This window comes from Lactobacillus sp. ESL0684 (assembly GCF_029392675.1).
Taxonomy (GTDB): domain Bacteria; phylum Bacillota; class Bacilli; order Lactobacillales; family Lactobacillaceae; genus Lactobacillus.
Window position 1 is genome coordinate 1,171,626 of record NZ_CP113941.1, and the last position, 24,866, is coordinate 1,196,491.

27 protein-coding genes and 1 pseudogene are annotated in these 24,866 nt (G+C 38.9%); 11 read left to right on the forward strand and 17 right to left on the reverse strand.

From position 1 onward, the window contains the following. Positions 1-67 precede the first annotated feature (67 nt). The 4 genes from lepB (at position 68) to OZX56_RS05670 (ending at position 5,190) form a co-directional block, all read left to right on the forward strand. On the forward strand, positions 68-631 hold the full coding sequence (gene lepB, locus OZX56_RS05655; RefSeq protein ID WP_277139214.1) for a signal peptidase I: 564 nt from the start codon (positions 68-70) through the stop codon (positions 629-631). Between the two features lie 226 nt (positions 632-857). Beyond that, entirely contained in the window at positions 858-1,670 is an 813-nt protein-coding gene (locus OZX56_RS05660) for a Cof-type HAD-IIB family hydrolase (RefSeq protein ID WP_277139215.1), read from the forward strand. Between the two features lie 35 nt (positions 1,671-1,705). Continuing rightward, positions 1,706-2,407, forward strand: coding sequence for an ABC transporter ATP-binding protein (locus OZX56_RS05665; protein WP_277139216.1), 702 nt, complete (start codon positions 1,706-1,708; stop codon positions 2,405-2,407). Between the two features lie 14 nt (positions 2,408-2,421). Beyond that, positions 2,422-5,190: an FtsX-like permease family protein gene (locus OZX56_RS05670; RefSeq protein ID WP_277139217.1), complete on the forward strand. Its 2,769-nt coding sequence runs from the start codon at positions 2,422-2,424 to the stop codon at positions 5,188-5,190. 31 nt (positions 5,191-5,221) lie between these two features. On the opposite strand, the gene OZX56_RS05675 is transcribed toward OZX56_RS05670, so the two are convergent. Beyond that, a complete protein-coding gene (locus tag OZX56_RS05675) occupies positions 5,222-5,788 on the reverse strand; it encodes a GrpB family protein (RefSeq protein WP_277139218.1) in 567 nt (188 codons plus the stop codon). Between the two features lie 213 nt (positions 5,789-6,001). Between OZX56_RS05675 and OZX56_RS05680 the strand changes: the two genes are divergently transcribed. From OZX56_RS05680 to OZX56_RS05690, 3 genes are read left to right on the forward strand one after another with little or no spacing between them, the layout of a single operon-like run. Further along, entirely contained in the window at positions 6,002-6,766 is a 765-nt protein-coding gene (locus OZX56_RS05680; protein ID WP_277139219.1) for an ABC transporter ATP-binding protein, read from the forward strand. 2 nt (positions 6,767-6,768) lie between these two features. Beyond that, a complete protein-coding gene (locus OZX56_RS05685; protein ID WP_277126274.1) occupies positions 6,769-7,500 on the forward strand; it encodes a multidrug ABC transporter permease in 732 nt (243 codons plus the stop codon). Next, positions 7,500-8,219 carry an antibiotic transporter permease gene (locus tag OZX56_RS05690; RefSeq protein ID WP_277139220.1) on the forward strand — a complete coding sequence of 240 codons (720 nt, stop codon included), beginning with the start codon at positions 7,500-7,502 and terminating at the stop codon, positions 8,217-8,219. The genes OZX56_RS05685 and OZX56_RS05690 overlap by 1 nt, the downstream gene beginning before the upstream one ends. Before the next feature lie 61 nt (positions 8,220-8,280). On the opposite strand, the gene OZX56_RS05695 is transcribed toward OZX56_RS05690, so the two are convergent. Next, the gene (locus tag OZX56_RS05695; protein ID WP_277139221.1) at positions 8,281-9,324 is read right to left on the reverse strand and encodes a zinc-dependent alcohol dehydrogenase family protein; all 1,044 of its coding nucleotides are present in this window, start codon (positions 9,322-9,324) and stop codon (positions 8,281-8,283) included. A 36-nt stretch (positions 9,325-9,360) separates the two neighbouring features. Then, complete coding sequence (locus tag OZX56_RS05700; RefSeq protein ID WP_277139222.1) at positions 9,361-10,086, reverse strand: carboxymuconolactone decarboxylase family protein; 726 nt, start codon at positions 10,084-10,086, stop codon at positions 9,361-9,363. 158 nt (positions 10,087-10,244) lie between these two features. Between OZX56_RS05700 and OZX56_RS05705 the strand changes: the two genes are divergently transcribed. The 3 genes and pseudogenes from OZX56_RS05705 to OZX56_RS05715 all read left to right on the forward strand — a co-directional run bounded on the left by OZX56_RS05705 (position 10,245) and on the right by OZX56_RS05715 (position 12,362). After that, complete coding sequence (locus OZX56_RS05705; protein WP_277139223.1) at positions 10,245-10,607, forward strand: MerR family transcriptional regulator; 363 nt, start codon at positions 10,245-10,247, stop codon at positions 10,605-10,607. Between the two features lie 153 nt (positions 10,608-10,760). Beyond that, positions 10,761-11,906 carry an IMP dehydrogenase gene (locus OZX56_RS05710; protein ID WP_277139224.1) on the forward strand — a complete coding sequence of 382 codons (1,146 nt, stop codon included), beginning with the start codon at positions 10,761-10,763 and terminating at the stop codon, positions 11,904-11,906. Next, a pseudogene (locus OZX56_RS05715) lies at positions 11,896-12,362 on the forward strand (HIT family protein). The gene OZX56_RS05710 and the pseudogene OZX56_RS05715 overlap by 11 nt, the downstream one beginning before the upstream one ends. Positions 12,363-12,405: 43 nt before the next feature. On the opposite strand, the gene accA reads toward OZX56_RS05715, so the two are convergent. From accA to OZX56_RS05775, 12 genes are read right to left on the reverse strand one after another with little or no spacing between them, the layout of a single operon-like run. Beyond that, a complete protein-coding gene (gene accA, locus OZX56_RS05720) occupies positions 12,406-13,179 on the reverse strand; it encodes a carboxyltransferase subunit alpha (RefSeq protein WP_277139225.1) in 774 nt (257 codons plus the stop codon). Then, entirely contained in the window at positions 13,166-14,020 is an 855-nt protein-coding gene (locus OZX56_RS05725; RefSeq protein ID WP_277139226.1) for an acetyl-CoA carboxylase carboxyltransferase subunit beta, read from the reverse strand. Before OZX56_RS05725 ends, accA begins: the two co-directional genes overlap by 14 nt. Beyond that, positions 14,013-15,401: an acetyl-CoA carboxylase biotin carboxylase subunit gene (locus OZX56_RS05730; RefSeq protein ID WP_277139227.1), complete on the reverse strand. Its 1,389-nt coding sequence runs from the start codon at positions 15,399-15,401 to the stop codon at positions 14,013-14,015. Before OZX56_RS05730 ends, OZX56_RS05725 begins: the two co-directional genes overlap by 8 nt. A 10-nt stretch (positions 15,402-15,411) precedes the next feature. Then, positions 15,412-15,858, reverse strand: a complete 447-nt coding sequence (gene fabZ, locus OZX56_RS05735) for a 3-hydroxyacyl-ACP dehydratase FabZ (protein WP_277126265.1) — start codon at positions 15,856-15,858, stop codon at positions 15,412-15,414. An 11-nt stretch (positions 15,859-15,869) separates the two neighbouring features. Next, positions 15,870-16,289 (reverse strand): biotin/lipoyl-containing protein, encoded by a 420-nt coding sequence (locus OZX56_RS05740; RefSeq protein ID WP_277139228.1) that lies wholly within the window; start codon positions 16,287-16,289, stop codon positions 15,870-15,872. Beyond that, the gene (gene fabF / locus OZX56_RS05745; RefSeq protein WP_277139229.1) at positions 16,290-17,519 is read right to left on the reverse strand and encodes a beta-ketoacyl-ACP synthase II; all 1,230 of its coding nucleotides are present in this window, start codon (positions 17,517-17,519) and stop codon (positions 16,290-16,292) included. It abuts the gene before it with no gap. Between the two features lie 9 nt (positions 17,520-17,528). After that, positions 17,529-18,260, reverse strand: a complete 732-nt coding sequence (fabG, locus tag OZX56_RS05750) for a 3-oxoacyl-[acyl-carrier-protein] reductase (protein ID WP_277139230.1) — start codon at positions 18,258-18,260, stop codon at positions 17,529-17,531. Further along, positions 18,260-19,186 carry an ACP S-malonyltransferase gene (locus OZX56_RS05755; protein ID WP_277139231.1) on the reverse strand — a complete coding sequence of 309 codons (927 nt, stop codon included), beginning with the start codon at positions 19,184-19,186 and terminating at the stop codon, positions 18,260-18,262. The genes fabG and OZX56_RS05755 overlap by 1 nt, the downstream gene beginning before the upstream one ends. Positions 19,187-19,189: 3 nt before the next feature. Continuing rightward, a complete protein-coding gene (gene fabK, locus OZX56_RS05760; RefSeq protein ID WP_277139232.1) occupies positions 19,190-20,143 on the reverse strand; it encodes an enoyl-[acyl-carrier-protein] reductase FabK in 954 nt (317 codons plus the stop codon). Positions 20,144-20,146: 3 nt separating this feature from the next. Beyond that, entirely contained in the window at positions 20,147-20,395 is a 249-nt protein-coding gene (locus OZX56_RS05765; RefSeq protein WP_277126259.1) for an acyl carrier protein, read from the reverse strand. Positions 20,396-20,417: 22 nt separating this feature from the next. After that, positions 20,418-21,380, reverse strand: coding sequence for a beta-ketoacyl-ACP synthase III (locus OZX56_RS05770; protein ID WP_277139233.1), 963 nt, complete (start codon positions 21,378-21,380; stop codon positions 20,418-20,420). Next, on the reverse strand, positions 21,364-21,846 hold the full coding sequence (locus tag OZX56_RS05775) for a MarR family transcriptional regulator (protein ID WP_277139234.1): 483 nt from the start codon (positions 21,844-21,846) through the stop codon (positions 21,364-21,366). Before OZX56_RS05775 ends, OZX56_RS05770 begins: the two co-directional genes overlap by 17 nt. Before the next feature lie 237 nt (positions 21,847-22,083). Here OZX56_RS05775 and OZX56_RS05780 point away from each other — a divergent pair, with 237 nt between their 5' ends. After that, positions 22,084-22,857, forward strand: a complete 774-nt coding sequence (locus OZX56_RS05780; RefSeq protein ID WP_277126256.1) for a biotin--[acetyl-CoA-carboxylase] ligase — start codon at positions 22,084-22,086, stop codon at positions 22,855-22,857. 32 nt (positions 22,858-22,889) lie between these two features. Here OZX56_RS05780 and abc-f read toward each other — a convergent pair whose 3' ends face one another. Continuing rightward, positions 22,890-24,266, reverse strand: a complete 1,377-nt coding sequence (gene abc-f, locus OZX56_RS05785) for a ribosomal protection-like ABC-F family protein (RefSeq protein WP_277139235.1) — start codon at positions 24,264-24,266, stop codon at positions 22,890-22,892. Between the two features lie 142 nt (positions 24,267-24,408). After that, positions 24,409-24,855, reverse strand: a complete 447-nt coding sequence (locus tag OZX56_RS05790) for a threonine/serine exporter family protein (protein ID WP_277139236.1) — start codon at positions 24,853-24,855, stop codon at positions 24,409-24,411. Positions 24,856-24,866 lie beyond the last annotated feature (11 nt).

The following is a 24,866-nucleotide window of genomic DNA, read 5'->3' on the forward strand; positions in this document are numbered from 1 at the left end:
TTTTTATTTACATGTATCTAAAATCGACTATAATTAAGTTAATTAAGCTAAAAGGAGCGTAACTTATATGAAAAGCCAACAAAATGAAGAAGAAAGTTGGAGTAAATTTTTCTTAGAAACCATCATCATGATAGCTGCTATTCTTGGTACTTTCTATTTGTTAATTACCTTTGTAATTTCAAACGATCGAGTATCTGGGATCTCTATGCAACCAACATTTGAAAATAATGAACGTCTAATTTCATTTCGGAACTTTAAACCCAAGCGAAATGATATTGTAGTGTTGCATCCTCCAAAAACTGCTCAAGACAATTCTAAAGATTTTTATATTAAGCGAATTATCGGATTACCCGGTGATAAAATCGTTTCAAAAAATGACAAAATGTACGTTAATGGTAAGTTACTATCGGAACCTTATCTAGAAAATCACTATAAAAAAGCTGATAATGATGCTGGGCATACTTACACTACAAATTTTAGCTATAAAGTTCCTAAAGATGCTTATTGGGTAATGGGTGATCACCGCGATGTGTCAAGGGATTCACGCTTTTTTGGTCCAGTAAAACGAGACTCTATAATTGGCAAAGCAGCAGTTAGATATTGGCCACTTAATAAAATCCAAGCATTTTAAATCAGCTTTTAAAAACACTGCTGATGTCATAATCGCTATCTTTATTTGCTGGCAAATTGGCAAAAGAAAACCTAGCCAAGTTAAAAATTAATTGTTATTTTTTAAAAAGCAGGTACACTACTTGATGTGCCTGTTTTTTGTATGGCAAAATCAACACATAACTAGAATTAAAATATTCTTGCAAGTATTATATAATATACTCAAATAGAAAATTAAGGAGAATTAAATGACATCTATCCCTTTTAAAGCAGTAGCAGTTGATATGGACGGAACTTTTGTTAATGACGACAAAGAGTTTGACCGCAACCGCTTTGATCAAGTGTTAACTGCTTTACGTAAACACCATGTTCACTTCATCGCTGCTAGCGGTCGCCCGTTATCACGACTACGCAAGGATTTTCATGGTTTCTTAGACCGAATTGATATCGTAGCAGATAACGGAGCAATTTTGACTCAAGATAATAAAATTATTGCGCGTCATGTTTTCACCTACCAAACTGGTATCAAATTAATTAATTTTGTTCAAACCAATTATCCCGAAACCCAAATTGCCGCAAGTGGTCTTAATGGTTCATACATTAGCAAAAAGGCACGCACTCAATTTAAAAATTCAATGCGCTTCTTTTATCCTGATGTCAGTGAAATTGCCAGTTTAGAGGAAATTCCTACTTGGGAAAATTTGACTAAATTAACCCTTAACTGTTCTGCCGAGTTAGCTAACGAATTAGAGAAAAAATTCAATCAAAATAGTCCTGAGCGTATTCACTGTACAAGTAGCGGCTTTAACAATATTGACGTCATGCCTAGCAGAGTAAACAAAGGGCAAGGAATTAAATATTTCTTACGCTATTTTAACCTCACCCCAGCAGACTTAATTGCTTTTGGTGACGGCATGAATGATCAAGAAATGATTGAACTTGCAGGTTTCAGCTATGCTATGAAAAATGGTGATCCTAAGTTAAAAACAATCGCTAAATATGAAGCACCTAGCAATAACGAAATGGGTGTATTGCAGGTTTTAGAGAGCTACCTAAATTGATAGTGACTTAGCATTTAGATAAGGAGGATATTTAGATGAGTTATATCGAAGTAAAGCACAATTATAAACGTTATCGAACTGGAAAAACCGAAGTTTTAGCTAATAATGACGTTAATTTTACGATCGAAAAAGGTGAATTAGCAATCATTCTTGGAGCATCTGGTGCTGGTAAGTCAACAATTCTCAATATCTTAGGAGGAATGGATACTAACAGTGACGGCAAAGTAATTATTGATGGCAAAAATATTGCCAACTATAATAAACGTCAACTTACGACTTATCGGCGTAATGATATTGGTTTTGTTTTTCAATTTTATAACTTAATCCAAAATTTAACAGCCAAAGAAAATGTTGAATTAGCCTCTGAAATTGTCCCTGACGCCTTAGATCCAGTCCAAACATTGATTGATGTCGGACTTAAGCAAAGAATTAATAATTTTCCAGCTGAATTATCCGGTGGTGAACAGCAACGGGTGGCAATTGCCCGCGCGATTGCAAAAAATCCAAAAATTCTACTCTGTGATGAACCAACTGGTGCTCTTGATTACGAAACTGGCAAGAGTGTATTACAGACCATTGCCAATATGAGCCGTAAAGATGGTGCGACTGTTGTTATCGTGACACATAACAGTACCATTGCACCAATTGCTGATCGGGTAATTCACTTTCACGATGGACAAGTTACCAAAATTACTCAAAATAGACATCCCGAAGATATTGCAAACATTAGATGGTAAAGAGGGCTTTTTTGATGAATAAGATAATTTGGCAAGATATCTGGCAATCAATTAAACATACTAAAGGACAATTTTTATCAATTTTTGGCTTAATGCTGATTGGTGCTTTTGCCCTAGTCGGCCTGATGGTTACTGGGCCAGATATGCGTGATACCGGTAATCACTATGCACAAAAACTCAATACACCTGATTTATCCGTCATGAGTAATTATGGACTTGATAAACAAGATGCTAAAAAAATCCGCCAAACTAAAGGTCTTAAAGATGTTGAGTTCGGTTATATGACCGATACCGTGGTCAAAAATAGTACTAAAAGTTTCCGAATTTTTTCTAAGCCTAAAAAAATTGGCAAATACGAATTACGCAAAGGTCGTTTACCAAAACATAATAATGAAATTGCCCTAGCTGCTCAGTTTTCCAAAAAATATCATCTTGGGCAAACAATTGTTTTTACTGAAAAAAAGAGTGCTTTAGGAACCACACTGTTAAAACGGCATCAATTCAAAATAGTTGGTTTTATCTATTCTGGGCAAATCCTATCAAATGTTAATCTGGGTCAAAGTACTAACGGTACTGGCGAACTCAACGGTTATGGGATCGTCAATCCCCAAAACTTCGACCATACGGTTTACACAGTAGCTAATCTAACTTACAAAAATCTGCATGGCCTTGATTCTTATAGCAAAAATTATTCTGAAAAACTCCGTCGTCATAAAAAAGCATTGACTAAAACACTCAAGTCCAATGCTGGAGCTCGCAAACAGCGGATTATTGCGACTGCGAAAAAACAGCTACAACCGAGTGAACAAAAACTGTCTCAGACAAAGCAAAAGTTAAATTCAGCCAAAAAACAATTGATCGATAATCAGAATGAATTAACAACTCAAAAGGAGCAATTAACCGCGCAAGCTCGGCAGAATCCAAATCCATCTCCAGAAGAGCAATTATCTGCCAAACAAGCTCAAGCCAAAATAACTGTGGCTGAAAAACAATTGCAAGCTAAGCAAGCAGAATTCACTGCCAAAAGTAAAACCGCAGTTCAAAAAATTACTGCAGGACAAACTAAAATTGCTAAAGCCAAAAAGCAGCTTAAACAACTGAAAAAGCCCAGTTATAGCGTCAATAATCGTCGAGAAATTCCTGGTGGTGATGGTAACTTGGTTCATACCACAGTCGCACAGGTGGTGGATGATCTAGCCAAAGTCTTCCCCATTTTCCTTTACTTTGTAGCTGCGTTAGTTACGTTTACTACGATGAACCGCTTCATTGATGAGGAAAGAATCAATTCTGGTACTTTAAAGGCTCTAGGTTATGATGATCATACCATTATTAGTAAGTTCGTTTTCTACGGCTTTTCAGCTGGGACTCTGGGTACTTTGGTTGGCATTTTCTTAGGACATACATTAATGCCTCAAATTGTTTATCATGCTTATTACCAATCGATTACTCTGCCGCCGATTGAAACCCACTTTTATTGGCCAATCAGCTTGATTGCCCTCATTTTAGCTTGGATAAGTTCTGTTCTACCAGCATATTTAACCGCAAAAAATGAATTTCGAGAACAACCAGCAGCATTACTATTACCAAAGCCACCAGCAGCTGGCTCTAAAATCTTGTTAGAAAAAATTCCCTTTATTTGGCATCGACTTAACTTTACGCATAAAGTCACTGCTCGGAATATTTTTCGCTATAAAAAACGGATGCTAATGACCATCTTTGGCGTTTGTGGTGCTGCTACGCTACTTTTTGCTGGTTTTGCAGTCAAAAATTCGATTAGTAACATGAATGAACGGCAATTTTCACAGTTGCTTCATTATGATTTGATTGTCGCTCACAGTTCCAGCAATACTAAGGCAATTAAAGCTAAGTTGCAGCAAAAAGCGATTAAATCGGAAACTCCAGTTTACTATGAGTCAATGAATAAAACTACTGGTAAAAATGGTGATAATCAAAGCATTACTTTAATTGTTCCGCAAAAGCAGCAGAGCTTTTCTAAATACGTTACCCTTAATCAGCGCTCAACCAACCAGAAAATCAAACTCTCTAATCGGGGTGTGATTATTTCAGAGCGTCTAGCTGATTTATTGGGAGCTAAAAAAGGTAGTCAAATTACCCTAAATAGTGCCACTGGTCATCAACAAAAAATGACGGTTGCTGGAATTACCGAAATGTACACCGGACACTTTGTCTTTATGAATCAACGGCAATATCAGCAAGTCTTTAATCATAAATATCACCCCAATGCCAATCTAGTTATCTTAAAAAATAGTGACCAAGCAAATACTCGCAAAGAAGCAGCGCAATTCATGAAATTAAGCGGTATTAGCGGCGTTGTCCAAAATACTGCTATCAGCCAGGAACTCGACGTAGTTGTACAATCACTCAACCTAATTATGATAGTCTTAATCGTTGTGGCCGGCCTACTAGCAGTTGTCATTTTATACAACCTAACTAATATTAATATTGCCGAGCGCATTCGCGAGTTGTCAACAATTAAAGTATTAGGCTTTTATGAAAAAGAAGTTACACTATATATCTACCGAGAAACAATTTTACTAACTGGAATAGGAATTTTAGTGGGTTATCTGACAGGTGATTTACTCTATCGCTACATCTTGTATGTAGTTCCACCCGATAATGTAATGTTCAACCCAGCACTAACCGCGTCAAGTTTTCTTTGGCCTCTAGGAGTCATCGGGATTGTGACTATCGTATTAGGCTATGTTGTTAATCGCAAATTAAGTAATTTAGACATGCTTGAAGCTTTAAAATCCGTCGATTAAAACTAAAAAGGTAGCATTTCAATTTGAAGTGCTACCTTTTTTGTGCAAAATAAGCATTAGCATGTTGCTTAATTTCGTCAATCACTGGCCCCTTAGCATCAGCATAATCTTGAACTGTTGACCAATTTTGCTTAGCCAGGTCGGCTTTTGTTTGCTGATATTTTAAGCGATCAACCTCATTAATTCTGAGCCAATCTCGGAAGTTAACTAAGTCTTTTGCTTCTTTACTGTTGGGACTATAAACATGCAAATGTAGACGTTCGCCAACATCAATCAGCATCCGATGTTCTTCAAAGTCTGGCTCGCGTATCCGCAAGCTAAAGCCTGCTTCTTCCAGCTGTGGCAAGTAACTTTGCTCCTTAGCTGAATCAGGAACTAGCAGTAAAATATCAACAATTGGCTTAGCACATAATCCCGGAATTGCCGTCGAACCAACATGTTCGATTTTTAGGGCTGTTTTACCTAAGGCCCGCTTAATTTTAGTTTTTTGAGCTTCAAAAAACGTTGCCCAATTTGGATCATAATCGACTAATTTAATAGGCTTATTTTTGGCTACCTTGCCAATAGTTACCCTTTGTAAATGCTCAAGTGATGTCATTTAACAGTCCCCCCTACTTCGACAATCTTAAATGTTATTATAGCAAAATTTCTGAAATAAGAATGGGACTAAAATGATTTTTATGCTATACTACCTCACATAGCCTTAATGTTAAACTATCAAATAGGTCTTCAAAATTAAACAGTAAAAATGATTATCACATCCTTCCTTTTTAGTGATAGCCAATTTTAACTTAATTTATGGAGCATATTTTTGAAAAACATTTTATCAATTGAACACTTAAAAAAGACCTACGAAAAACGCGGACAAAATTTCACTGCGTTAGTCGATGTTTCGTTTACAATCGGTCAAGGAGAAATAGTATCTTTATTAGGGCCAAATGGTGCAGGTAAAACTACTATTGTCTCAATTATTGGCGGCTACTTGCTGCCAACTGCTGGTAAAGTCATCATGAATGGTCATGACATTACCACCACCAGAAAAAGACCCAGAATGGGCGTTTCTTTTGGCGGGGAATTAGGATTTTACCGTAGTGCAACTGCTAAACAAAACCTATCTTTTTTTGCTGATTTAGCTAAAGTCCCATATAGAAAACAAACAGCAGAAATTACTCGGGTACTATCAATAGTTGACTTAGCAGGCGTTGCCAATAAAAAAATAAGTGCCTTTTCTAAAGGCATGATTCAAAGGCTACATATTGCTCGTGCTCTGCTTGGCAATCCTAGTTTGCTGCTCCTTGACGAACCAACTAGCGGTTTGGATGTTGAAATTGCTAGTAGCATTCGCAACACGGTAAAGCAGCTAGCCGATAGCGGCATCAGTATCTTGCTTACCAGTCATACAATGACTGAAGTTGAGCAATTAGCCAATAATATTATTTTATTGGGGGCTGGCAAAGTATTTGCCAGTGGCAGCGTCACTGAAATTGTTAAGCAAGCAAATAGCCAAAGTTCTGACCATCCCAATACCTTGGAAGAATCTTACTTAGCATTGGCACCAAAACTGCGGAGGAAATAACAATGAGATTTATCCGTTTGTTTTATTTCCATGTCAAAGATTACTTGTCAGATCAGTACTTCGTCTGGTTAACAATTACCAGTACAGTATCGATCTTCTTAGTCCAATACACTGTCGCTTATGCCAGTCATACTCTTACTAATCCTATGCTTTGGCGACAAAGCGGGATTTTCGGACTATGGACTTCGTGTACCACTGTTGCTGGCTGCATTAATTTTGAACAGGCAAAAGGCACATTGCCCTACCTATTGAACAATCAATACGATGAACGTCTGTCACTAATTACGTTATTGCTACCTGCTTCTAGTTATGGACTGTGTAGTTTTCCGATTGCCTTTATTTTAGCCAAAATTTTTGGCGTGGCAACTGGACAAGTTACCGGACAGTTTGTCTTAAGCTGCTTACTATTATGGCTGGCAGCAAGCTTGATGGGAATCTTAATTGCCTCTTGCTTAACCCTAACTAGCGATGCGATGGTTTACGAAACGCTAATTGGTACACCAATTTTATTGTTAGCTGGGTTATTCGGTAACAGCGCAATTCTAACACCATTAACTAACATTTCTAAGTGGTTGATTCCATTAACTACACCCGTTGCCAATATTACCAGGCAGCAAAGCCTTGACTGGCCTGCCTACTTATGCAGTCTGTGTCTTTGGATGATTCTGATTAATTTAGTAGTTAAAAAGATTAACTTTTTAGCTCGTAAGAAAGGAGCTCTGAAGATAATCTAATGCTGACTACGCAATTTTCTTCACTATCATTTTTACATAATTGGCGTACTAAATTAGTTTATTTCTTTATTACACCAATAATTGATTTATTCTTACTAGTCTTAATTAATGCCCAGTATACTGATAAACTCGACTGGAGTGTGGCAGTTGCTTCGATCGCAATTGACGCTGCTAGTCTAGCAATGCAAACAATGGGGCAACTATTAATTAAAGATGCCGATTTACAAATCGATTACGAATTAATCGCTAAACGACCTTTTAGTTGGCGCTATTGGACTATCAAGACGCTAGTTGCTCTAGTTATTGGGATAAGTCTTGCATTAATTAACCTTGGTTTGCTCTTTTGCTTTGGTGCGCCAATTGTACTAATCAAACGAGCAATAATTTTATTGCCGCTGCTTTGTCTTTACGGAGCAATTCTGGGCTTCGTTGCCTGGGCAGGATCATGGCGAATGAATGACCCCTACTTTTTAATAAATATTTTTAGCTCAATCATGCAATTAGTAGCAGGGGTACTGGTAATTATTTCAGCTTATCCCACATGGCTAAATAAAATCGCGCTGCTTTTTCCTTTCTATGAACCAATTAATTTTATCAAATTTGGCCACGCCAATTTGACCACCAGCATATTTGTTACTTTAATTTGGTTAATAATCGGAATTATTGCTTATACCAGCCAAATCAAGTTTGTCTTGCAAACTCGTAGTCACCATTATTAATAAGCTCACACAGCTAGCAAAAAGGCTCCTGAAATATCTTCAGGAACCTTTTTTATGATATTTAACAATCTGCAACCTTTACCAATGACTTGATTGCCAAGCGCTTGTCCATCGCTTCATATGCTGCTTGAATTTGATCAAGAGTAAATACTTTAGTAAAGACCTTACCAGGATTTATTTTCCCCGTTAATACAGCATCAAGTAAAATCTTACGGTCATGTGTAGTTACCGCTGCAATTCCACCACGCAACCCGACATTATTATTAAAAAGTTTAGCTGTATCAAGGTTCGTAACCTGTGGCAAACCAACTCGCCCTACAATTGCTCCAGCACGACAAACTTGGCTGGCAGTTTCAATTGCCAAGTCAGTTCCAACACATTCTAGCGCAGCATCAACTCCTGTGCCATTAGTCAGAGTCATGACCTTAGCAACTCCTGCTTCTCCTCTTTCACAAACGATGTCGGTTGCACCAAACTCTTTAGCTAATCGCTGACGATCTTCATGTCTGCTCATTGCAATAATTCGTTTAGCACCGCGCAATTTTGCTGAAATTACACCACATAATCCTACAGCGCCATCACCAACCACAGCCACTGTATCACCAGGCTGCACTTGCGCGCTATAAGCAGCATGATAACCCGTAGCCATCACATCGGCTAAAGTTAGTAAAGAATTCAATTGCTCTTGTGAATAATCCTTAGGCTTTCCTGGGATTTTTACTAGGCCCCAATTAGCATTGTAATAACGCAAATACTCACCTTGGTAGCCACCATTTGGCCCAGCTTCCTGATTTAAACAATTACCATCAAACCCGGCCAAGCAATTAGCACAATATCCGCAACCATGAGTAAAGGGCACAATTACAAAATCTCCCACCTTAACTTGCTTAACCTCGTTTCCAAGCTCAGTGACAACTCCAATTGCCTCATGTCCAATCAAGGATTTCTTTTTACGACTAGAAAGGCCGCGGTACCACCACAAATCTGAACCACAAACACAAGTCTGAACAATTTTAATAATTGCATCAGTTGGCTTTTTAATAGTTGGTTTAGGTACTTCTTCAAGCCCAATCTTGCCAGGTTCAACAAAAACAGCTGCTCTCATAATAATGCTCCTATAAAAATTATTAATTTATATTTTCTAGTTTAACTTATTATAGTCAGCTTCAGCTACTGCTTCAAGCCACTCAGTTGAGCCAGTTGTGATCGCTAAGTGACTGAACCAAGAATCTTTAGCAGCACCATGCCAATGCTTGGTGCCATCATGAACAACCACCACGTCGCCTGGCTTTAATTCTTGAGGCTGCTTACCCCATTCTTGATACCAACCACGACCACCAGTTGCCAATAAAATCTGGCTACCATCATGATGAATATGCCAATTATTGTGACAACCAGGTTGAAAGGTCACATTATTAACCGGCACCTTGACATCTTCGCCATTGGGTAAAACCAAGGTTTCATTATAGCTTTTACCAGTAAAATACTGCGCATAGTCATCATTACTTGGACCCGTCGCAAACACCCCTGGCTGCTTAGGCTGATCAGTCTCTGACCAAATTTCTTTTGCCCGCTTAAAGGTTGACCAAGCCTTAGGCCAACCAACATAAAACGCCAAGTGTGTAATTTCAGCAACAATCTCTTCTTTGGTAATGCCATTTTGCAATCCAACTTTTAAATGATCACCAATTTGTTCAGTATTGCCCATTGCCATTAACGCTGCAATAGTAATTAATGACCGATCATGGGCTGATAACTCAGACTCTTTGTCCCAGACTTCACCAAATAAAACATCATCGTTTAAGGCAGCAAATTGCGGGGCAAAATTACCCAAATTTTTGCGACCAGCTGTTTGTTTTTTAACCATTTACAAATCCTCCTTAATCAATTATTGTTAGTATATTACTTAAAGCCCACTTTAAGTCAATCCATTAATTACAGAATGAGAGAATAACCGTGGTAACAAATAAAAAACAATATAGCATCGGAGAGTTTAGCAAGTTGTTCAAGCTTAATTCCTCAACCATGCGTTTCTATGAAACACAAGGCTTAATTAAACCGCACCGAAATAGTTCTGGTCGCCGCTTCTATACTGAAGACGATGTTGACTGGATGAAGTTTTTGCTTCATTTAAAGGGTACTGGTATGGCAATTGCCGACTTAAAAACCTACGTTAATTTACGCAGCCAAGGGGATGAGACCATCCCAGCTCGATTAGCATTATTAAAAAAGACCAAGCAAGGCTTCCTTAAGCAATTCGAGCAAGTCCAACATCACTTACAAATCCTAAACGATAAGATTAATTGGTACGAAGAAAAACAGGCAGGTCTTGCAGGTGAACAAGAAGGGTTTGCCGCATATCTGAAAAAATTGGGACATAGCGTTTAAAAAAATAACTATTATGCCAGCCAGTATTATTAACAATGCCTTTTTTAAAAAGCTACTTCTTTGTAGCTCAATTTTTGCTTGACCCCACCTTAAATCACTAGTAAAGTGTAATAAAATTATTTTCTATTTTTATAAGCAAGGAGTGTAGAATTAATGTCAAATTGGACAACTAAATTTGCTAAAAAAGGGCTAACTTTTGATGACGTCTTGTTAATCCCAGCGCAGAGTCATGTCTTACCTAATGAAGTTGACTTGAAGACTGAATTGGCACCAAATTTAAAACTGAATATTCCCTTGATCAGCGCGGGAATGGATACTGTCACTGAAGGCGCTATGGCCATTGCCATGGCACTACAAGGTGGATTAGGTGTCATCCACAAAAATATGTCAATTACTGCCCAAGCCAGTGAAATTGCCAATGTTAAAAGCGTAGTTGTTCCCAAAAGCATTACTAAAGCCGCAGTTGACGTCCACCACCACCTATTAGTTGCTGGCGCAATCGGCGTCACCAGCGATACGTTGGAACGAGCACAAGCACTCCTTAAAAGCGGTACTGATGCCATTGTAATTGATACGGCACATGGTCATTCAGCTGGTGTTCTAAGAAAAATCAAGGAAATCCGCAGCCATTTCCCTAAGATTACGTTAATTGCTGGTAACGTTGCTACCGGCGAAGCAACTCGCAGTCTATTTGATGCTGGCGTCGATGTAGTCAAGGTTGGCATTGGTCCAGGCTCCATTTGTACAACTCGGGTCGTTGCAGGCGTCGGTGTACCGCAAATTACTGCTATCTATGACGCGGCTACTGTTGCACGCGAATACCATAAGCCAATTATTGCTGATGGCGGCATTAAATATTCTGGAGACATTGTTAAAGCTATCGCGGCTGGTGGCAACGCCGTTATGCTGGGAAGTATGCTTTCTGGTACGACTGAAGCTCCTGGTGAAATCTTTGAAGACAACGGGATCAAATATAAGACTTATCGTGGCATGGGGTCTGTTGGCGCGATGGCACAAGCCCATGGGTCATCTGATCGTTATTTTCAAGGCGGTGTCAACGAAGCTAATAAACTAGTCCCTGAAGGTGTCGAAGCAAGAGTTGAATATAAAGGTGATGTTGCCGATATTATTACCCAAATTAATGGTGGTCTGCGCTCAGGCATGGGCTATGTTGGTGCTGCAACCATTGCAGAGTTAATCGAGAAAGCACAGTTCGTCCAAATCACTAACGCTGGTTTACGGGAATCCCATCCTCACGATGTGCAAATTACCAAAAAGGCACCTAATTATGACAGATAGTAATCCAAATTGTGAAATTTGTCAGCGAATTGCGTTAATTAAAAACAACAAAACCCCTACTTTGTCTAAGAACTAGCAACTGGTTATGTTGTTTTAGGCGATAACCAATATTTCAAGGGTTATACTTTATTTTTAAGTAAGCAACATGTTACAGAGCTATACTATTTACCTAGTGAAAAGCAAGACTTATTTTTACATGAAATGAGTCTTGTTAATGAGGCTGTAGCTGAGGCTTTTCAAGCTGACAAAATGAACTGTGAACTATTAGGTAACGGTGAATCACACTTGCACTGGCATCTTTTCCCGCGTAAACAACATGATACTCCTATTGCCGGACCAGTTTGGTGGTTAGATAAAGAGATAATGTATGCAGATAGCACTCGCCCCAATCAAATTGAACTAGCTAGTCTAAAAGACCAGCTCAAACAAGAACTAAACAAGTCATTAGCTAAATAAAGCAAAAAAAGAGAACCTATTCGAACAGGTTCTCTTTTTTAATTTAAAATTTACGATAACGTGCTTGCCGCTGCTCCAATAATTCAACTAATGACAACTGATCAAAATCTTCTAGTTGCTTAGCAATCAATTGTTTTAATTCTGCAGCAGCATTAGCCAAGACCCGTTCAGGCAAAACTTGTTCCACAATTTCGTGTTCTTTAAGCCATGCTGGTTCAATATGCATTACATCAGCTGCCTTTTGCGCCTGCTGACCATCTTTATACATAATCGACGCAAAGCCTTCAGGAGATACGGCAGTATACATACTATGTTCAAGCATCCACACCCGATCGCTACAAGCCAGTGCCAAGGCGCCCCCAGATCCAGCTTCACCAATAATTATTGTCAATAGTGGCACTGTTAATTGCAGCATCTCACTAATATTTTTAGCTAAAATCTGACCCTGACCACTAGCTTCAGCAGTAGCTCCAGGATAAGCACCAGGGGTATTAATTAAAGTGATAATTGGCAGCTTCAATGCTTGCGCTGTTTTCATTACTCGCAGTGCCTTACGATAGCCTTGCGGAGTAGGACTGCCAAAATTGGTCGCCATTCTGGTATCTAAATCCCGGCCTTTATTAGTAGCAATTACTGCCACAGCACGCCCATTAATGGTAGCGAGTCCGGCAATAATTGCAGGATCGTCTGCCGCCACACGATCACCATGCATCTCAAAAAAATCAGGACACAATTGCTTAACCAAAGCCATCATATCCGTTTTGTCAGTACTACGTGCTCCTGCCATAATTTCTGCAATTTTTTTATTTTTTGACATCTTTGCTACCCCACTTTTGACTAGCAAAAATCGCTAACAATTGCGTTAACGTCGCTACTTGCTCATTGCGTGGAACTATTGCATCAACAAAACCATTTTGATAAGCATTTTCGGCACTTTGAAAGTCTTTTGGTAATTCTTTATGAATTGTCTGTTCAATTACCCTACGACCAGCAAACGCAATCATTGCTTTAGGCTCAGCCAAAATAATATCGGCTTGCGAAGCAAAGCTAGCCGTTACCCCGCCAGTAGTCGGATCCATAATAACAACAATATAGGCTAGCCCAGCATCGCGATGTCCATTAACCGCTTGAGAAACTTTGGCCATCTGCATTAAGGAATGAATTCCTTCTTGCATGCGAGCTCCACCAGAAGCAGTAAACATAATCACCGGTAATGCTTTAGCCGTTGCTTTTTCAAATAAGCGGGTAATTTTTTCACCCGTCGCAGTTCCTAAACTCCCCATAATAAAGGTTGGATCCATAATGCCAAGTCCAGCTTGATAATCACCAAATTGGGCTTGACCAGTTAGAACTGCCTCTTGCAATTGACTCTTTTTTTGTGCTTGCGCTAACTTTGTCTGATAATTAGGAAAATCAAGCGGATCACTACTGACTACTTCAGCATCCCATTCAGTAAAATTATCCGTTAACATTTTTAACCGCTCTTTAGCCGATACGCGAAAGCCGTAACCACAATTGGGACAAGTTTGATATTTGCCAGCCTGAGGCGCATAAAATTCACTTCCGCATTGCTTACAAGACCGATAAATCCCCTCGGGAACTTGATCTTGGTATGCTTTAAGTGCTTTTGTAGGATGTGAAGTAAATTTGTTAATCATATTTTACCTCCTCTTTAGATTGATTATCTTTGATATATTGAGGTAAAAATTCTTCATCCAAATAAGTAATCAGATAGTCACCACGATTAAAGGTACTATCCTGAAGCAACTTAAGCAAAAAATTGCGATTAGTAGTCAGGCCTTGCAGGTTAAACTCAGTTAAAGCATCTAACAAGCGATTAATAGCAACATTGCGATTATCAGCATGGGCAATTATCTTAATAATCATCGAATCATAAAATGGTGAAACTGTATCACCGCTGTTAACGCCGCTTTCAATCCTGATTCCTAAGCCACCGGGTAACGCCATTTGCTTAATCACACCAGCTTGCGGCCTAAAGTTTTTAACCGGATCTTCAGCATTAATTCTAGCTTCAATTGCTGCACCATGAACTTTGACTTGGTCTTGAGTAATCTTTAAGTCTTGACCAGCAGCAATTTCTAGTTGGGCCTTAACTAAGTCAAACTCTGCAACTTCCTCGGTAATTGAATGCTCAACTTGAATTCTAGTATTCATTTCCATGAAATAGAAGTGATGCTCAGGATCCATTAAAAATTCAATTGTGCCAACATTTTCGTATTTAATTGCCTTAATTGCTTTTACCGCAATTGTTTGTAAATATGTTCTTTCTTCAGCAGTAATTTGACTACACGGGGTTTCTTCGATTACCTTTTGATGATTACGTTGCATTGAACAATCACGTTCAGGCAATGCCACGACGTGTCCAGACTGATCTGCTAGAATCTGCACTTCAATGTGTTTTGCTGGAGAAATAATTTTTTCCAGATACATTCGATCATCACCAAATGATAACTTGGCTTCTTTTTGCGCTGCCAAAAAAGCTGCGGTTAAGTCCTCAGCCTGATCAACTTGCCTAATTCCTTTTCCACCGCCGCCAGAAACAGCCTTAAGCATTACTGGAAAGCCAACTTGATTGGCGATAACTAATGCTGTTTCTGCATCTTTAACAAAACCCTTACTTCCAGGTATCACTGGTACATGATTTTGCCGCATAGTCTCTCGAGCATTAGCCTTGTTGCCCATCAGCGTAATAGTTTTAGCTGATGGACCAATAAACTTAAGTTGACAATCTGTACACAGCTGTGCAAATTCAGCACTTTCAGACAAAAAGCCGTAACCAGGATGAATTGCTTGTGCCCCAGTTAATAAGGCAGCACTAACAATATTTTCCATATTAAGATACGAATCAGCCGGCTGCGGTCCGCCAATACAAATTGCTTCGTCAGCTTCTTTGACATGCTGGGCGTCTTTATCAGCAGTTGAATAAACCGCGACCGACTTAATTCCTAACTCACGTAAGGCACGGATTACGCGAATCGCAATCTCACCGCGATTAGCAATTAATACTTTTTCAAACATTCTATCCGTCCTATTGAATTGCAAAAGTTAATTCGGCATTGCAAGCCAACTTTTGACCAAGATAAGCCTTAGCTTTACCAACTCCTGCATTACCACGTAACTTCTCTAATTGAACTTCTAAACGTAAACTATCACCAGGTTTGGCCATTTGCCGAAATCTAGCATTTTTAATACCGCCAAAATATGCAGTTTTACCAGCAAATTCAGGTAAAGTTAATAAGGCAATAGCACCTGTCTGAGCTAAAGCTTCAACCATTAATACGCCCGGCATTACCGGGTTATCAGGAAAATGTCCTTGAAAAAAACTTTCGTTAATCGTCAAATTTTTGCGTGCGATTGCATATTGACCAGCTTGGTAATCTAATACTTGATCAATTAGTAACATTGGAAACCGATGCGGCAAAATCTGCTCAATCTGCATGATGTCTAAAGTTTGTGGTTCTACTTGTTCTTCCATTTTTTTACTTTCTATTCTGGTGTAACCGCAAACAACGGTTGGTCAAATTCAACGACTTCCTCATTAGAAACTAAAATTTCACTAATCGTGCCACTCAGCTCACTTTTCACTTCAGTCATCATCTTCATTGCTTCAATTACACAAACCACTTCACCAGCTTCAACATGATCACCGATCTTTTTATACGGTGCTTCATCTGGGTTAGCTTGTAAATATACAATTCCAACTAGCGGTGCTTTGATTTGCGGTTGATTAACAGCGATTTCCGGTTTAGCTTCAGCAACTGGTTGAGCTACTTGTTCAGTTATGCTTGGTTGAGCTAACTTTTCTTTATCAATATCTAGATGTCCACCATCAAAATCCAGATTTAGCTTGGTAATATTACTTTGATTAACTTGGTCAATTAATTTTTGAATTTCTTCAAAGGTCATTTAATCATCCCACCTTTTTAGCGCAAGTACCGCATTATGTCCACCAAAACCAAACGAGTTACTGATAGCATAAGTAACTTGTGTCTGATTATTTTCCGTAGTAACTAAATTAAGCGCACATTCTGGATCCGGCTCAGTTAAACCAACATTTACTGGCAATTGTCCAGTTGTTAAAGCCAAAATAGTGGCGACTGCTTCAATTGCACCAGCAGCACCTAGTAAATGCCCAGTCATACTTTTAGTGCTAGAAACCAGTACGTTACTATCCTGACCAAAAACTTTTTTAATCGCTGTAGTTTCAGCCGAATCGTTACCCTTAGTAGCAGTACCATGAGCGTTAATATAACCTATCTCACTAGAAGTAACTCCAGCTTCACCAATTGCTAACTCCATTGCCCGAGCCGCTTGGGTACCAGTAGGATCTGGTGAAGTAATATGATAAGCATCAGATGTTGCACCATAACCAACAATTTCGCCTAAAATTTTGGCACCACGGTTTTGTGCGTGTTCAAGCGACTCCAGGACTAAAGCACCGGCGCCTTCACCCATCACAAAACCACTTCGATTACGATCAAATGGTAAACTAGCTTTTGTTTTATCAGTAGCAGTTGATAACGTAGATAAAGCAGCAAAACCTGCAATCCCATCTTCATTAATTGCGGCTTCTGAACCACCCGTTACCATAACTTCGCTTCGCCCTTCTTTAATTTGACGATAAGCTTCACCAATCGCATTATTACTTGAGGCACAAGCGGTTACCACAGTCGTACTAATTCCATTAGCATGATACCGCAGTGATAGATTACCAGCCGCCATATTCGCAATTGAAACTGGGATAAACATCGGTGATACTCGATCTGCCCCTTTTTCACGAATCTTGATGGTCTGTTGCTCAATCGTAGTTAGACCGCCGATACCAGTACCCCAAATTACGCCAAAATTATTGCTATCAGTATTGTCTTCATTAATACCAGCTTGGCTAACTGCTTCGTCACTAGCATAAACCGCATACTGCGTAAATAGATCCATTCGCTTAGTATCTTTTTTACTTAAATGCTTCAAGGGATCAAAGTCTACCAATTCTCCAGCTAAAGTTACACCAGTTTTACTAGCATCAAAGGAAATCGGACTAAAACCAACTTTTTGTGTATTTAAACCAGCAGCAAAACTAGCTACGTCATTACCTATCGGAGTTAACGCGCCCATGCCCGTAATCACAACTCTTGTCATTTTTTCTCCTTACTGCATGGTCAAGCCGCCATCGACTGTAATGACCTGACCAGTTATATAGTCATTTTGTGCCAAAAAAATTGCTGTCTGTGCCACTTCAGCAATATTACCAAAACGCTTAAGTGGAATTTGCTTAGCAATTTCTGCTTGCCGCTTTTCACTTAATTGCTCAGTCATTTGGGTGGCAATCATCCCCGGAGCAATCGCATTACAACGTAAGTTCCTTAAAGCTGCCTCTTTTGCAACAGACTTAGTCAGACCAATCACACCAGCCTTGCTAGCTGCATAATTAGCTTGCCCAATATTGCCAGTTAAACCGACTACACTAGCCATATTAATAAAGCAACCTGATCGCTGCTTATACATTGGTCTTAATGCTTGCCTAATTACATTGAAAGTACCAACTAAATTTGTCTTAACCACTTCTGTAAAATCAGTTTCTGACATGCGATTAAGCAGCCCATCTCTGACAATACCAGCATTATTGACAACCACATCTAATTGACCAAATTTAGTAAAAATTTGCTCAATCAGCGCCTTAACTTGCACCTCATCAGTTACATCAGCACTTAAGTCAATTACTTCGGTTTGCTCGGCAAATTCAGCGACAATCTCTTGAGCAATCGGCTTGCGAGCATTTAACACAATTTTGGCACCTTCTTTAGCAAAGGCATGGGCAACTTCTAAGCCAATTCCTCTTGAACTACCGGTAACAAGCACAACTTTATCTTTTAAATCCATTAATTAGCCTCCAAAAAAGCAATTGTTGCTTGCAAAGCATGATAGCTATCAACTCGATAAGTTGGTAATTGCCGCTTAATTTTACGGGCAAAGGAAATCAGCGTCTTGCCAGGTCCGACCTCAATTACAGCATCTAATTTAGCTATGTGTTCAGTTAATGTCTTGGCAAAATAAGTTGTCGAAATCAATTGGTTGGTCAAATTTTCAACCATTATTTCAGGAACAAACTCTGCTTGAGTTGTCGTACTATAAACTGGAAAAGCACCTTTGGTCCAAGTAACTTTCGCTAATTCTTTTTTCAATTCAACTTGTGCTGGCTGCATTAGTGGAGTATGAAAAGCCCCACTAACCTGCAAGGGCAGCACTTTAGCACCACTAGCTTGTAATTGCTTAGTCGCCGCATCTACTGCTGCAATTTCGCCACCAATTACTATCTGCTGAGGTGTATTAACATTAGCTACACCAATTGCGCCCGAACTTTCAGCTGCTTGACAAGCTAACTGTACATCAGCTAAATCAGCTTTTATAATTGCTACCATCTTACTGGGAGTTTGCTCGCTCGCTTGCTGCATCAACTCGCCACGTTTTTTAATCAATCTAAGTGCATCAGCAAAAGTTAACTCATTACTAGCTGCTAATGCGCTATATTCGCCCAAACTCAAGCCAATACCAAATTTGGCTGGTGGTAAATAATCTACTAACAACTGGTACAAACCATAACTAACGGCCAAAATCGCCGGCTGACAATATTTGGTCTCATTTAAGGCTGCAGCTTTTGCTGGATCAAATAATAATGCAGGTAAATCAAAGCCTAAAATATCAGCTGCCTGATCAATTACTTGCCGATATCTGGGCACCTGATCATATAAGTCCTGGGTCATGCCTGTTTGCTGGGATCCTTGACCACTGAATAACAAACCAATCATGATTTAATACTTACCATTCAACAATTCATCGGCTTGAGTTGCCACTTCAGCTAAAATTTCAGCAGCAGGTTGTTCACGCTTAACTAACCCCGAAATTTCACCAGCCATAAAAGAACCATTTTCCTGATCGCCATCTAGCACTGCTTTACGCAAGCTGCCACTACCCATTTCTTCTAATTCAGCATAATCAGGTTCATCTTTTAAGGCCTCGGCTTTTTCTATTTTTAGATATTTTTTAGCCATTTTGTTTTTCAAAACTCGCGAAGGATGACCAGCAAATTCACCAGTAACTATGGTACTAGCATCTTTAGCCTTCAAAACCGCCTTTTTATAATTAGGATGAACCTTCGATTCAGTCGCTACTAAAAAGCGTGTTCCCATTTGAACACCCTCTGCACCTAACATGAAACTAGCTGCTAGACCGCGTCCATCACCAATTCCGCCCGCAGCAATCACTGGAAGATTAACTGCATCGACAACTTGAGGAACTAATGCCATCGTAGTGAGCTTGCCAACATGACCGCCAGATTCCATACCTTCTGCAATTACACCGTCAACGCCAACTCGTTCCATCATTTTTGCTAGACCAGCTGAACCAACAACTGGAATTACTTTAATGCCAGCAGCTTTAAAGTCAGCGACATAATCAGAGGGATTACCTGCACCAGTAGTTACCACCGTAATCGCATCTTTATTAGCTAAAATCACGTCAACAACTTCTTTGACGTAAGGTGATAACAGCATGACATTCACCCCAAATGGGTGATTAGTTAACTTTTTGGCAGTAGCAATTTCCTCAGCAACTACAGATCTAGGTGCATTGCCTGCACCAATAATCCCTAGGCCGCCAGCATTTGATACCGCAGCAGCTAATTTACCATCAGCTACCCAAGCCATTCCGCCTTGAAAAATTGGGTACTTAAGTCCCAAACTTTTCATTAATGGACTTAATTTCATTAGTTAGCCTTCTTTCGCAGCTAATTGCTTTTTAACGAAATTGACAAGATCTTGAACAGTTTCAATTCCCTCTTCACTTTCAATCTTGATATCAAATTCATCTTCTAATTCGTTAATTACTTCAAAAATATCCAAGCTATCAGCATCTAAGTCATCCTTAATATTTGCCTCTAAGGTAACTGCTGCTTCATCTTCACCAGTTTGGTCAACGATAATTTCTTTTACTTTGTTATAAACTTCTTGATCTGTCATTATTTAAAACTCCTTAAATTCTCTAATAAATAATTGCGATACTGCCAACTGTCAGTCCGCCGCCAAAGCCACTTAAAATCAGTTTCTGGCCGCGTTTAATTCGCTTATCACTAACTGCTTCATCTAGCAGAATGGGAATGCTGGCTGCTGAGGTATTACCAAAGCAGGCAACATTTTGCAAAAATTTTTGTTCATCTTGATGCAAGTGCCGCGCAATCGAGGTTAAAATACGACCATTTGCTTGGTGCAATAAGTACCACTTAACCTCATCGGGTTGCCAATTGGCTTTAGCCAAAACTCGCACAATCGAGGTTGGAACTTCATGAGTCGCGAAATGATAAACGCCGCGACCATCCATTTCAAAATACTTTTGATGTATCGCAGTTTTATCTTGAGTAAAAGCCGAATTAACCGCTTGATAACCTGCCGTTAATTGACTTCCACTATCACCAAAAGTAGCTAAATCTTCCGCCACCAAATTGTCACTGTCATTTTCAACTAAAACTCCGCCAGCGCCATCACCAAACAAGACTGCAGTCGAGCGTTCTTGCCAATCAACTAATTTTGACAGAACTTCTGCGCCAATTACCAAGCCACGTTGATAATGGGTAAGCAATTTATCAGCAATCGATATGGCATAAATGAAACCTGAACAAGCTGCATTAATATCAAAAGCAAATGCATTTTCTGCACCAATTTTTCCTTGGACAATCGCAGCAGTTGCAGGCGTCTGATAATCTGGCGACATAGTTGCCACGATAATAAAATCAAGCTGATCTGCCGAACAATTTGCTTTTGTTAACAGCAGTTTAGCAACTTTTGCGGCTAAATCAGAAGTTTGTTCAGTTGTAGCAATGTGGCGCTGCTTAATTCCAGTACGGCTAACAATCCAGTCATCCGACGTATCCATTAACTGTGTTAAATCATCATTAGTGACTACCTTGGCAGGTACATAATGCGCCGTTTGTTTAATCTTTAGGCCCATTCTTTTTATTTTCCTTACTTTCAAAATGTGGTGGAAATTCCAAAAAAGCTCTTAAATTTAACAAAGCATGCTCAATTATTTCAACCTGCTCATCGTTAAAGCCAGCCACAAATTTTTTAACCATGTAACGATGAAATGAATCTTGGGCACGATAGACTAATCGGCCACGGTGAGTTAAACCTAACCGCACTACGCGGCGATCATCTTCACCATAAATTCGGATCACATAGCCTTTGCGTACTAAATTATTAATCGTAGTCGTCACCGAGCCAGCTGTAATCATTAGATCTTTAGCAAGCTGCGAACTGGTCTTATGATCATACATTGTAATTGCAGCAATCGCGTGAACTTCTTTAATTGAAATATCTTTAAATTCACTTTTCCGCAATTCTTTTTCTTCAACGTGCATGATATCGTTGTAAACCGTGGTTAATAAATCATTAATCTTCTTCAGATCCGCTTCCATCGCAACTTCCTCTCTATCTCTATGACATTTTTTGTGTAATTAATCTATTTCAATTAATCATCACATGATACTTTGGATATCAAAGTATTTATTTCGAGTATGATATTGCATTACGGACAAATTGTCAATTTTATTACTGAATTTTATGCAGATTTGTGTTAATATCAAGGCTAATTAAGTTATAGTCCGTCTGAAATGATTTGAATATCAAACTATTTAAAATAAGAAGTAATTATCATGAAACATGAACACAATCTTGTTAAAGAACAACAGTTACAAAAATTGCTGGCTAACTTGCCAATTACTCTGACTTGGTACAAGCGAATTTCGTCAACCAATACTTCTGCTAAACAAATTGCTGATAGAATATCTGACCCTGGTTTCATGTTAATAGGCAGCGATGAGCAAACGGCCGGTTATGGTAAAAAGGATCGCAAGTTTATTTCTAGCGCAGGAGGAGTCTATCTCTCACTAATCTGTCCAATTGATAACTTATCCAGACACAATCAAGGTCTGTTAACGACCGGGATTGCTTGGTGCTTGCATGAAGCTATCTTAGAACTATTTCACTTAGATACTGAGATTAAGTGGGTAAACGATTTATTATTTAAGCAAAAAAAGATAGCCGGTATTTTAGTTGAACAGGTAAAACCCCAGTTAGCAGTCATCGGAATTGGTTGTAATTTACATCAAGCAACTCCAGACCTTGAGTTAGCTAATGCTGCTAATTTACTAGTAAATCCACCAACTGATGCCCTATTTTGCCAATTTGTTAATAATCTAATCCAAAAGATTGTGCAAATATTACCCAATTTTGCTGAAGGTAAGTTTTTGACAGATTATAAAAAACGACTAACTATGCTTGGCCATGATATAACCGTGCAAATAGGGCATAAAAAGTTAACCGGCCGCGCGATTGATCTTGACCAAAACGCTAATTTGATTTTACAAATTGGAGCAACCCACTATACTCTCAATAGCGGTGAAGTAACTAAAGTTAGACCAAATTAAATAACCAACCAAATTACTTGGTTGGTTATTTTTTAATTAATTATAATTTTATTATTTGCAATATGCCAAATAGTAGTAGCCACATTTTGCACTAATGCTTGATCATGAGAGATCAATAATACTGCCCCAGAAAACTGCTGCATAAACTGCTCTAAAGCTTGAATTGAAGCCAAATCAAGATAGTTAGTTGGCTCATCTAACAATAAAAAATTAAGCTCGCTTAGTAAAACTTTAGCGAGCGCTACCTTAGTCTGCTGACCATCGCTTAACTCATCAACTGGCTGATTAAACAGTTCCCGCTCAATTCCCATTGAGGCTAATAAAGTTAAAGCTTCGGATTCAGCCACATTTGCTGTCGTCATCACATTTTGCTTAACTGTTCTAGACCAAATCAAGTTCTTAATCTGCTGACTAAAATAACCAATCTTAGCTGCTGGACTGAGACTAACTGCATCACTATGCAACATTTGCGTAATAAATGTCGTTTTACCACTGCCATTATCTCCTATTAGGGCAATCTTATCACTTGCCCGAATGCTAGCCGTAAATGGTTGCCAGAGCGTTTGGCCATAAAAATCACCGCGATATTTATTAAATTTTACTAATACCTGATTCTTCAAATTATTAGTAACTTGATGATCAATCTTAATTTGTTTAGTTTTTCGCGGTTGCTTGACTGCTTGCAATTTAGTTATTTGTTGCTTAAGTGCTTTAGCAGAGCGATCTAACTTCTTTTGTTTATTCGCATAATAATTTTTTACATTCTTAGCCTCATTTTTGCCAACACCCTTAGGTGCCTTAGTCGCCCTATTAGCTTGGTTTTGTTTAGTAGTGAGCGCTGCCTGTAACTTTTTCTTTTCCTTAGTTTGATTTTCCCATAATTTGACCTGATTTTGCCGCTGACGAGTCTGCATTTGGACAAAGGAGTCATAATTACCAACATATTCAGTTATTTTTTGTTGTTCAATTGACCATATTTTGGTACAAATCGCATTGAGTAAATATCGATCATGCGAAACTAAAATGATCGTTCCTCGATAACGTTTAAGTAGGTTAATTAATAGTTCAACATGCTGGCTGTCAAGATTATTAGTGGGCTCATCAAGCAGCAATAGCTTGTTAGCTACTAAAATTTGATTGCGTTCAAGCTGCCATTGCTGCTGTCCACCACTAAGTGCTAAGTTTGAATCTACACTCGCCGCAATGTAATTCGCGCTTTGCTTAACGATGATTTGTCCTTGGTCAAGTGGTAACTCATGAGCAATTAGTCTAAGCAAGGTAGTTTTGCCAGCTCCATTATTGCCAACAATACCAACACGATCATGTTCATTAACAATTAAGTGGGTAGCAGAAAAAAGCGTCCGCGCATTGACCTGCTGACTTATTTTTTGGATATCAATTATTTGCATAGTAATCCCATCATTTTTATTAAGTTAAAATATTAAATTGTTGTTATTTTTACTTAAAATTCTTCATTGGATCTACCTGCGATATTTATGACAATTAAATTAATTTAATCATAAACTATTTAACCCTAAAAGTAAAGACAGTTTAACTTAGACTGTGTCGCCTATTCTTAATTAACTCTAACACCACTTGTGAAAAAACATAACCTAAAGCAATTGCCCCAGCTACCATGCAAACGTGAATCGTTTTTTGTAAAGCAACCATCGGCGAATGATCAATTACGGCAGCGATTGCCTGATACCCACTTACTCCAGGCACCAGCGGTACCAAGCCAATCACAAACATTGTACTGGGCATTTTCTTTTTAGCAGCGAGCAAAATTCCTAAACTCCCAACCACAAAGGCCGCAACAAAATTCGCCAAAATTGCGCCAAAATCAAAGTTAACCATAAACCAGTAAACTAACCAACCAACACCAGCAATTAATCCTGCCGCATTCAGCGCATCTTTAGGTAAATTAATAAATACCCCAAACATGATAGTCCCTAAATAGCTGAATAGCGCCTGAATAATAAAATGATAAAAGCTCATTATCTATTCCT

Excerpts from the sequence above, each read along its gene's own strand:
- lepB (WP_277139214.1), top strand. The coding sequence starts at position 68 with ATGAAAAGCCAACAAAATGAAGAAGAAAGTTGGAGTAAATTTTTCTTA.
- OZX56_RS05660 (WP_277139215.1), top strand. The coding sequence starts at position 858 with ATGACATCTATCCCTTTTAAAGCAGTAGCAGTTGATATGGACGGAACT.
- OZX56_RS05665 (WP_277139216.1), top strand. The coding sequence starts at position 1,706 with ATGAGTTATATCGAAGTAAAGCACAATTATAAACGTTATCGAACTGGA.
- OZX56_RS05670 (WP_277139217.1), top strand. The coding sequence starts at position 2,422 with ATGAATAAGATAATTTGGCAAGATATCTGGCAATCAATTAAACATACT.
- OZX56_RS05675 (WP_277139218.1), bottom strand. The coding sequence starts at position 5,788 with ATGACATCACTTGAGCATTTACAAAGGGTAACTATTGGCAAGGTAGCC.
- OZX56_RS05685 (WP_277126274.1), top strand. The coding sequence starts at position 6,769 with ATGAGATTTATCCGTTTGTTTTATTTCCATGTCAAAGATTACTTGTCA.
- OZX56_RS05690 (WP_277139220.1), top strand. The coding sequence starts at position 7,500 with ATGCTGACTACGCAATTTTCTTCACTATCATTTTTACATAATTGGCGT.
- OZX56_RS05695 (WP_277139221.1), bottom strand. The coding sequence starts at position 9,324 with ATGAGAGCAGCTGTTTTTGTTGAACCTGGCAAGATTGGGCTTGAAGAA.
- OZX56_RS05700 (WP_277139222.1), bottom strand. The coding sequence starts at position 10,086 with ATGGTTAAAAAACAAACAGCTGGTCGCAAAAATTTGGGTAATTTTGCC.
- OZX56_RS05705 (WP_277139223.1), top strand. The coding sequence starts at position 10,245 with ATGCGTTTCTATGAAACACAAGGCTTAATTAAACCGCACCGAAATAGT.
- OZX56_RS05710 (WP_277139224.1), top strand. The coding sequence starts at position 10,761 with ATGTCAAATTGGACAACTAAATTTGCTAAAAAAGGGCTAACTTTTGAT.
- accA (WP_277139225.1), bottom strand. The coding sequence starts at position 13,179 with ATGTCAAAAAATAAAAAAATTGCAGAAATTATGGCAGGAGCACGTAGT.
- OZX56_RS05725 (WP_277139226.1), bottom strand. The coding sequence starts at position 14,020 with ATGATTAACAAATTTACTTCACATCCTACAAAAGCACTTAAAGCATAC.
- OZX56_RS05730 (WP_277139227.1), bottom strand. The coding sequence starts at position 15,401 with ATGTTTGAAAAAGTATTAATTGCTAATCGCGGTGAGATTGCGATTCGC.
- fabZ (WP_277126265.1), bottom strand. The coding sequence starts at position 15,858 with ATGGAAGAACAAGTAGAACCACAAACTTTAGACATCATGCAGATTGAG.
- OZX56_RS05740 (WP_277139228.1), bottom strand. The coding sequence starts at position 16,289 with ATGACCTTTGAAGAAATTCAAAAATTAATTGACCAAGTTAATCAAAGT.
- fabF (WP_277139229.1), bottom strand. The coding sequence starts at position 17,519 with ATGACAAGAGTTGTGATTACGGGCATGGGCGCGTTAACTCCGATAGGT.
- fabG (WP_277139230.1), bottom strand. The coding sequence starts at position 18,260 with ATGGATTTAAAAGATAAAGTTGTGCTTGTTACCGGTAGTTCAAGAGGA.
- OZX56_RS05755 (WP_277139231.1), bottom strand. The coding sequence starts at position 19,186 with ATGATTGGTTTGTTATTCAGTGGTCAAGGATCCCAGCAAACAGGCATG.
- fabK (WP_277139232.1), bottom strand. The coding sequence starts at position 20,143 with ATGAAATTAAGTCCATTAATGAAAAGTTTGGGACTTAAGTACCCAATT.
- OZX56_RS05765 (WP_277126259.1), bottom strand. The coding sequence starts at position 20,395 with ATGACAGATCAAGAAGTTTATAACAAAGTAAAAGAAATTATCGTTGAC.
- OZX56_RS05770 (WP_277139233.1), bottom strand. The coding sequence starts at position 21,380 with ATGGGCCTAAAGATTAAACAAACGGCGCATTATGTACCTGCCAAGGTA.
- OZX56_RS05775 (WP_277139234.1), bottom strand. The coding sequence starts at position 21,846 with ATGGAAGCGGATCTGAAGAAGATTAATGATTTATTAACCACGGTTTAC.
- OZX56_RS05780 (WP_277126256.1), top strand. The coding sequence starts at position 22,084 with ATGAAACATGAACACAATCTTGTTAAAGAACAACAGTTACAAAAATTG.
- abc-f (WP_277139235.1), bottom strand. The coding sequence starts at position 24,266 with ATGCAAATAATTGATATCCAAAAAATAAGTCAGCAGGTCAATGCGCGG.
- OZX56_RS05790 (WP_277139236.1), bottom strand. The coding sequence starts at position 24,855 with ATGAGCTTTTATCATTTTATTATTCAGGCGCTATTCAGCTATTTAGGG.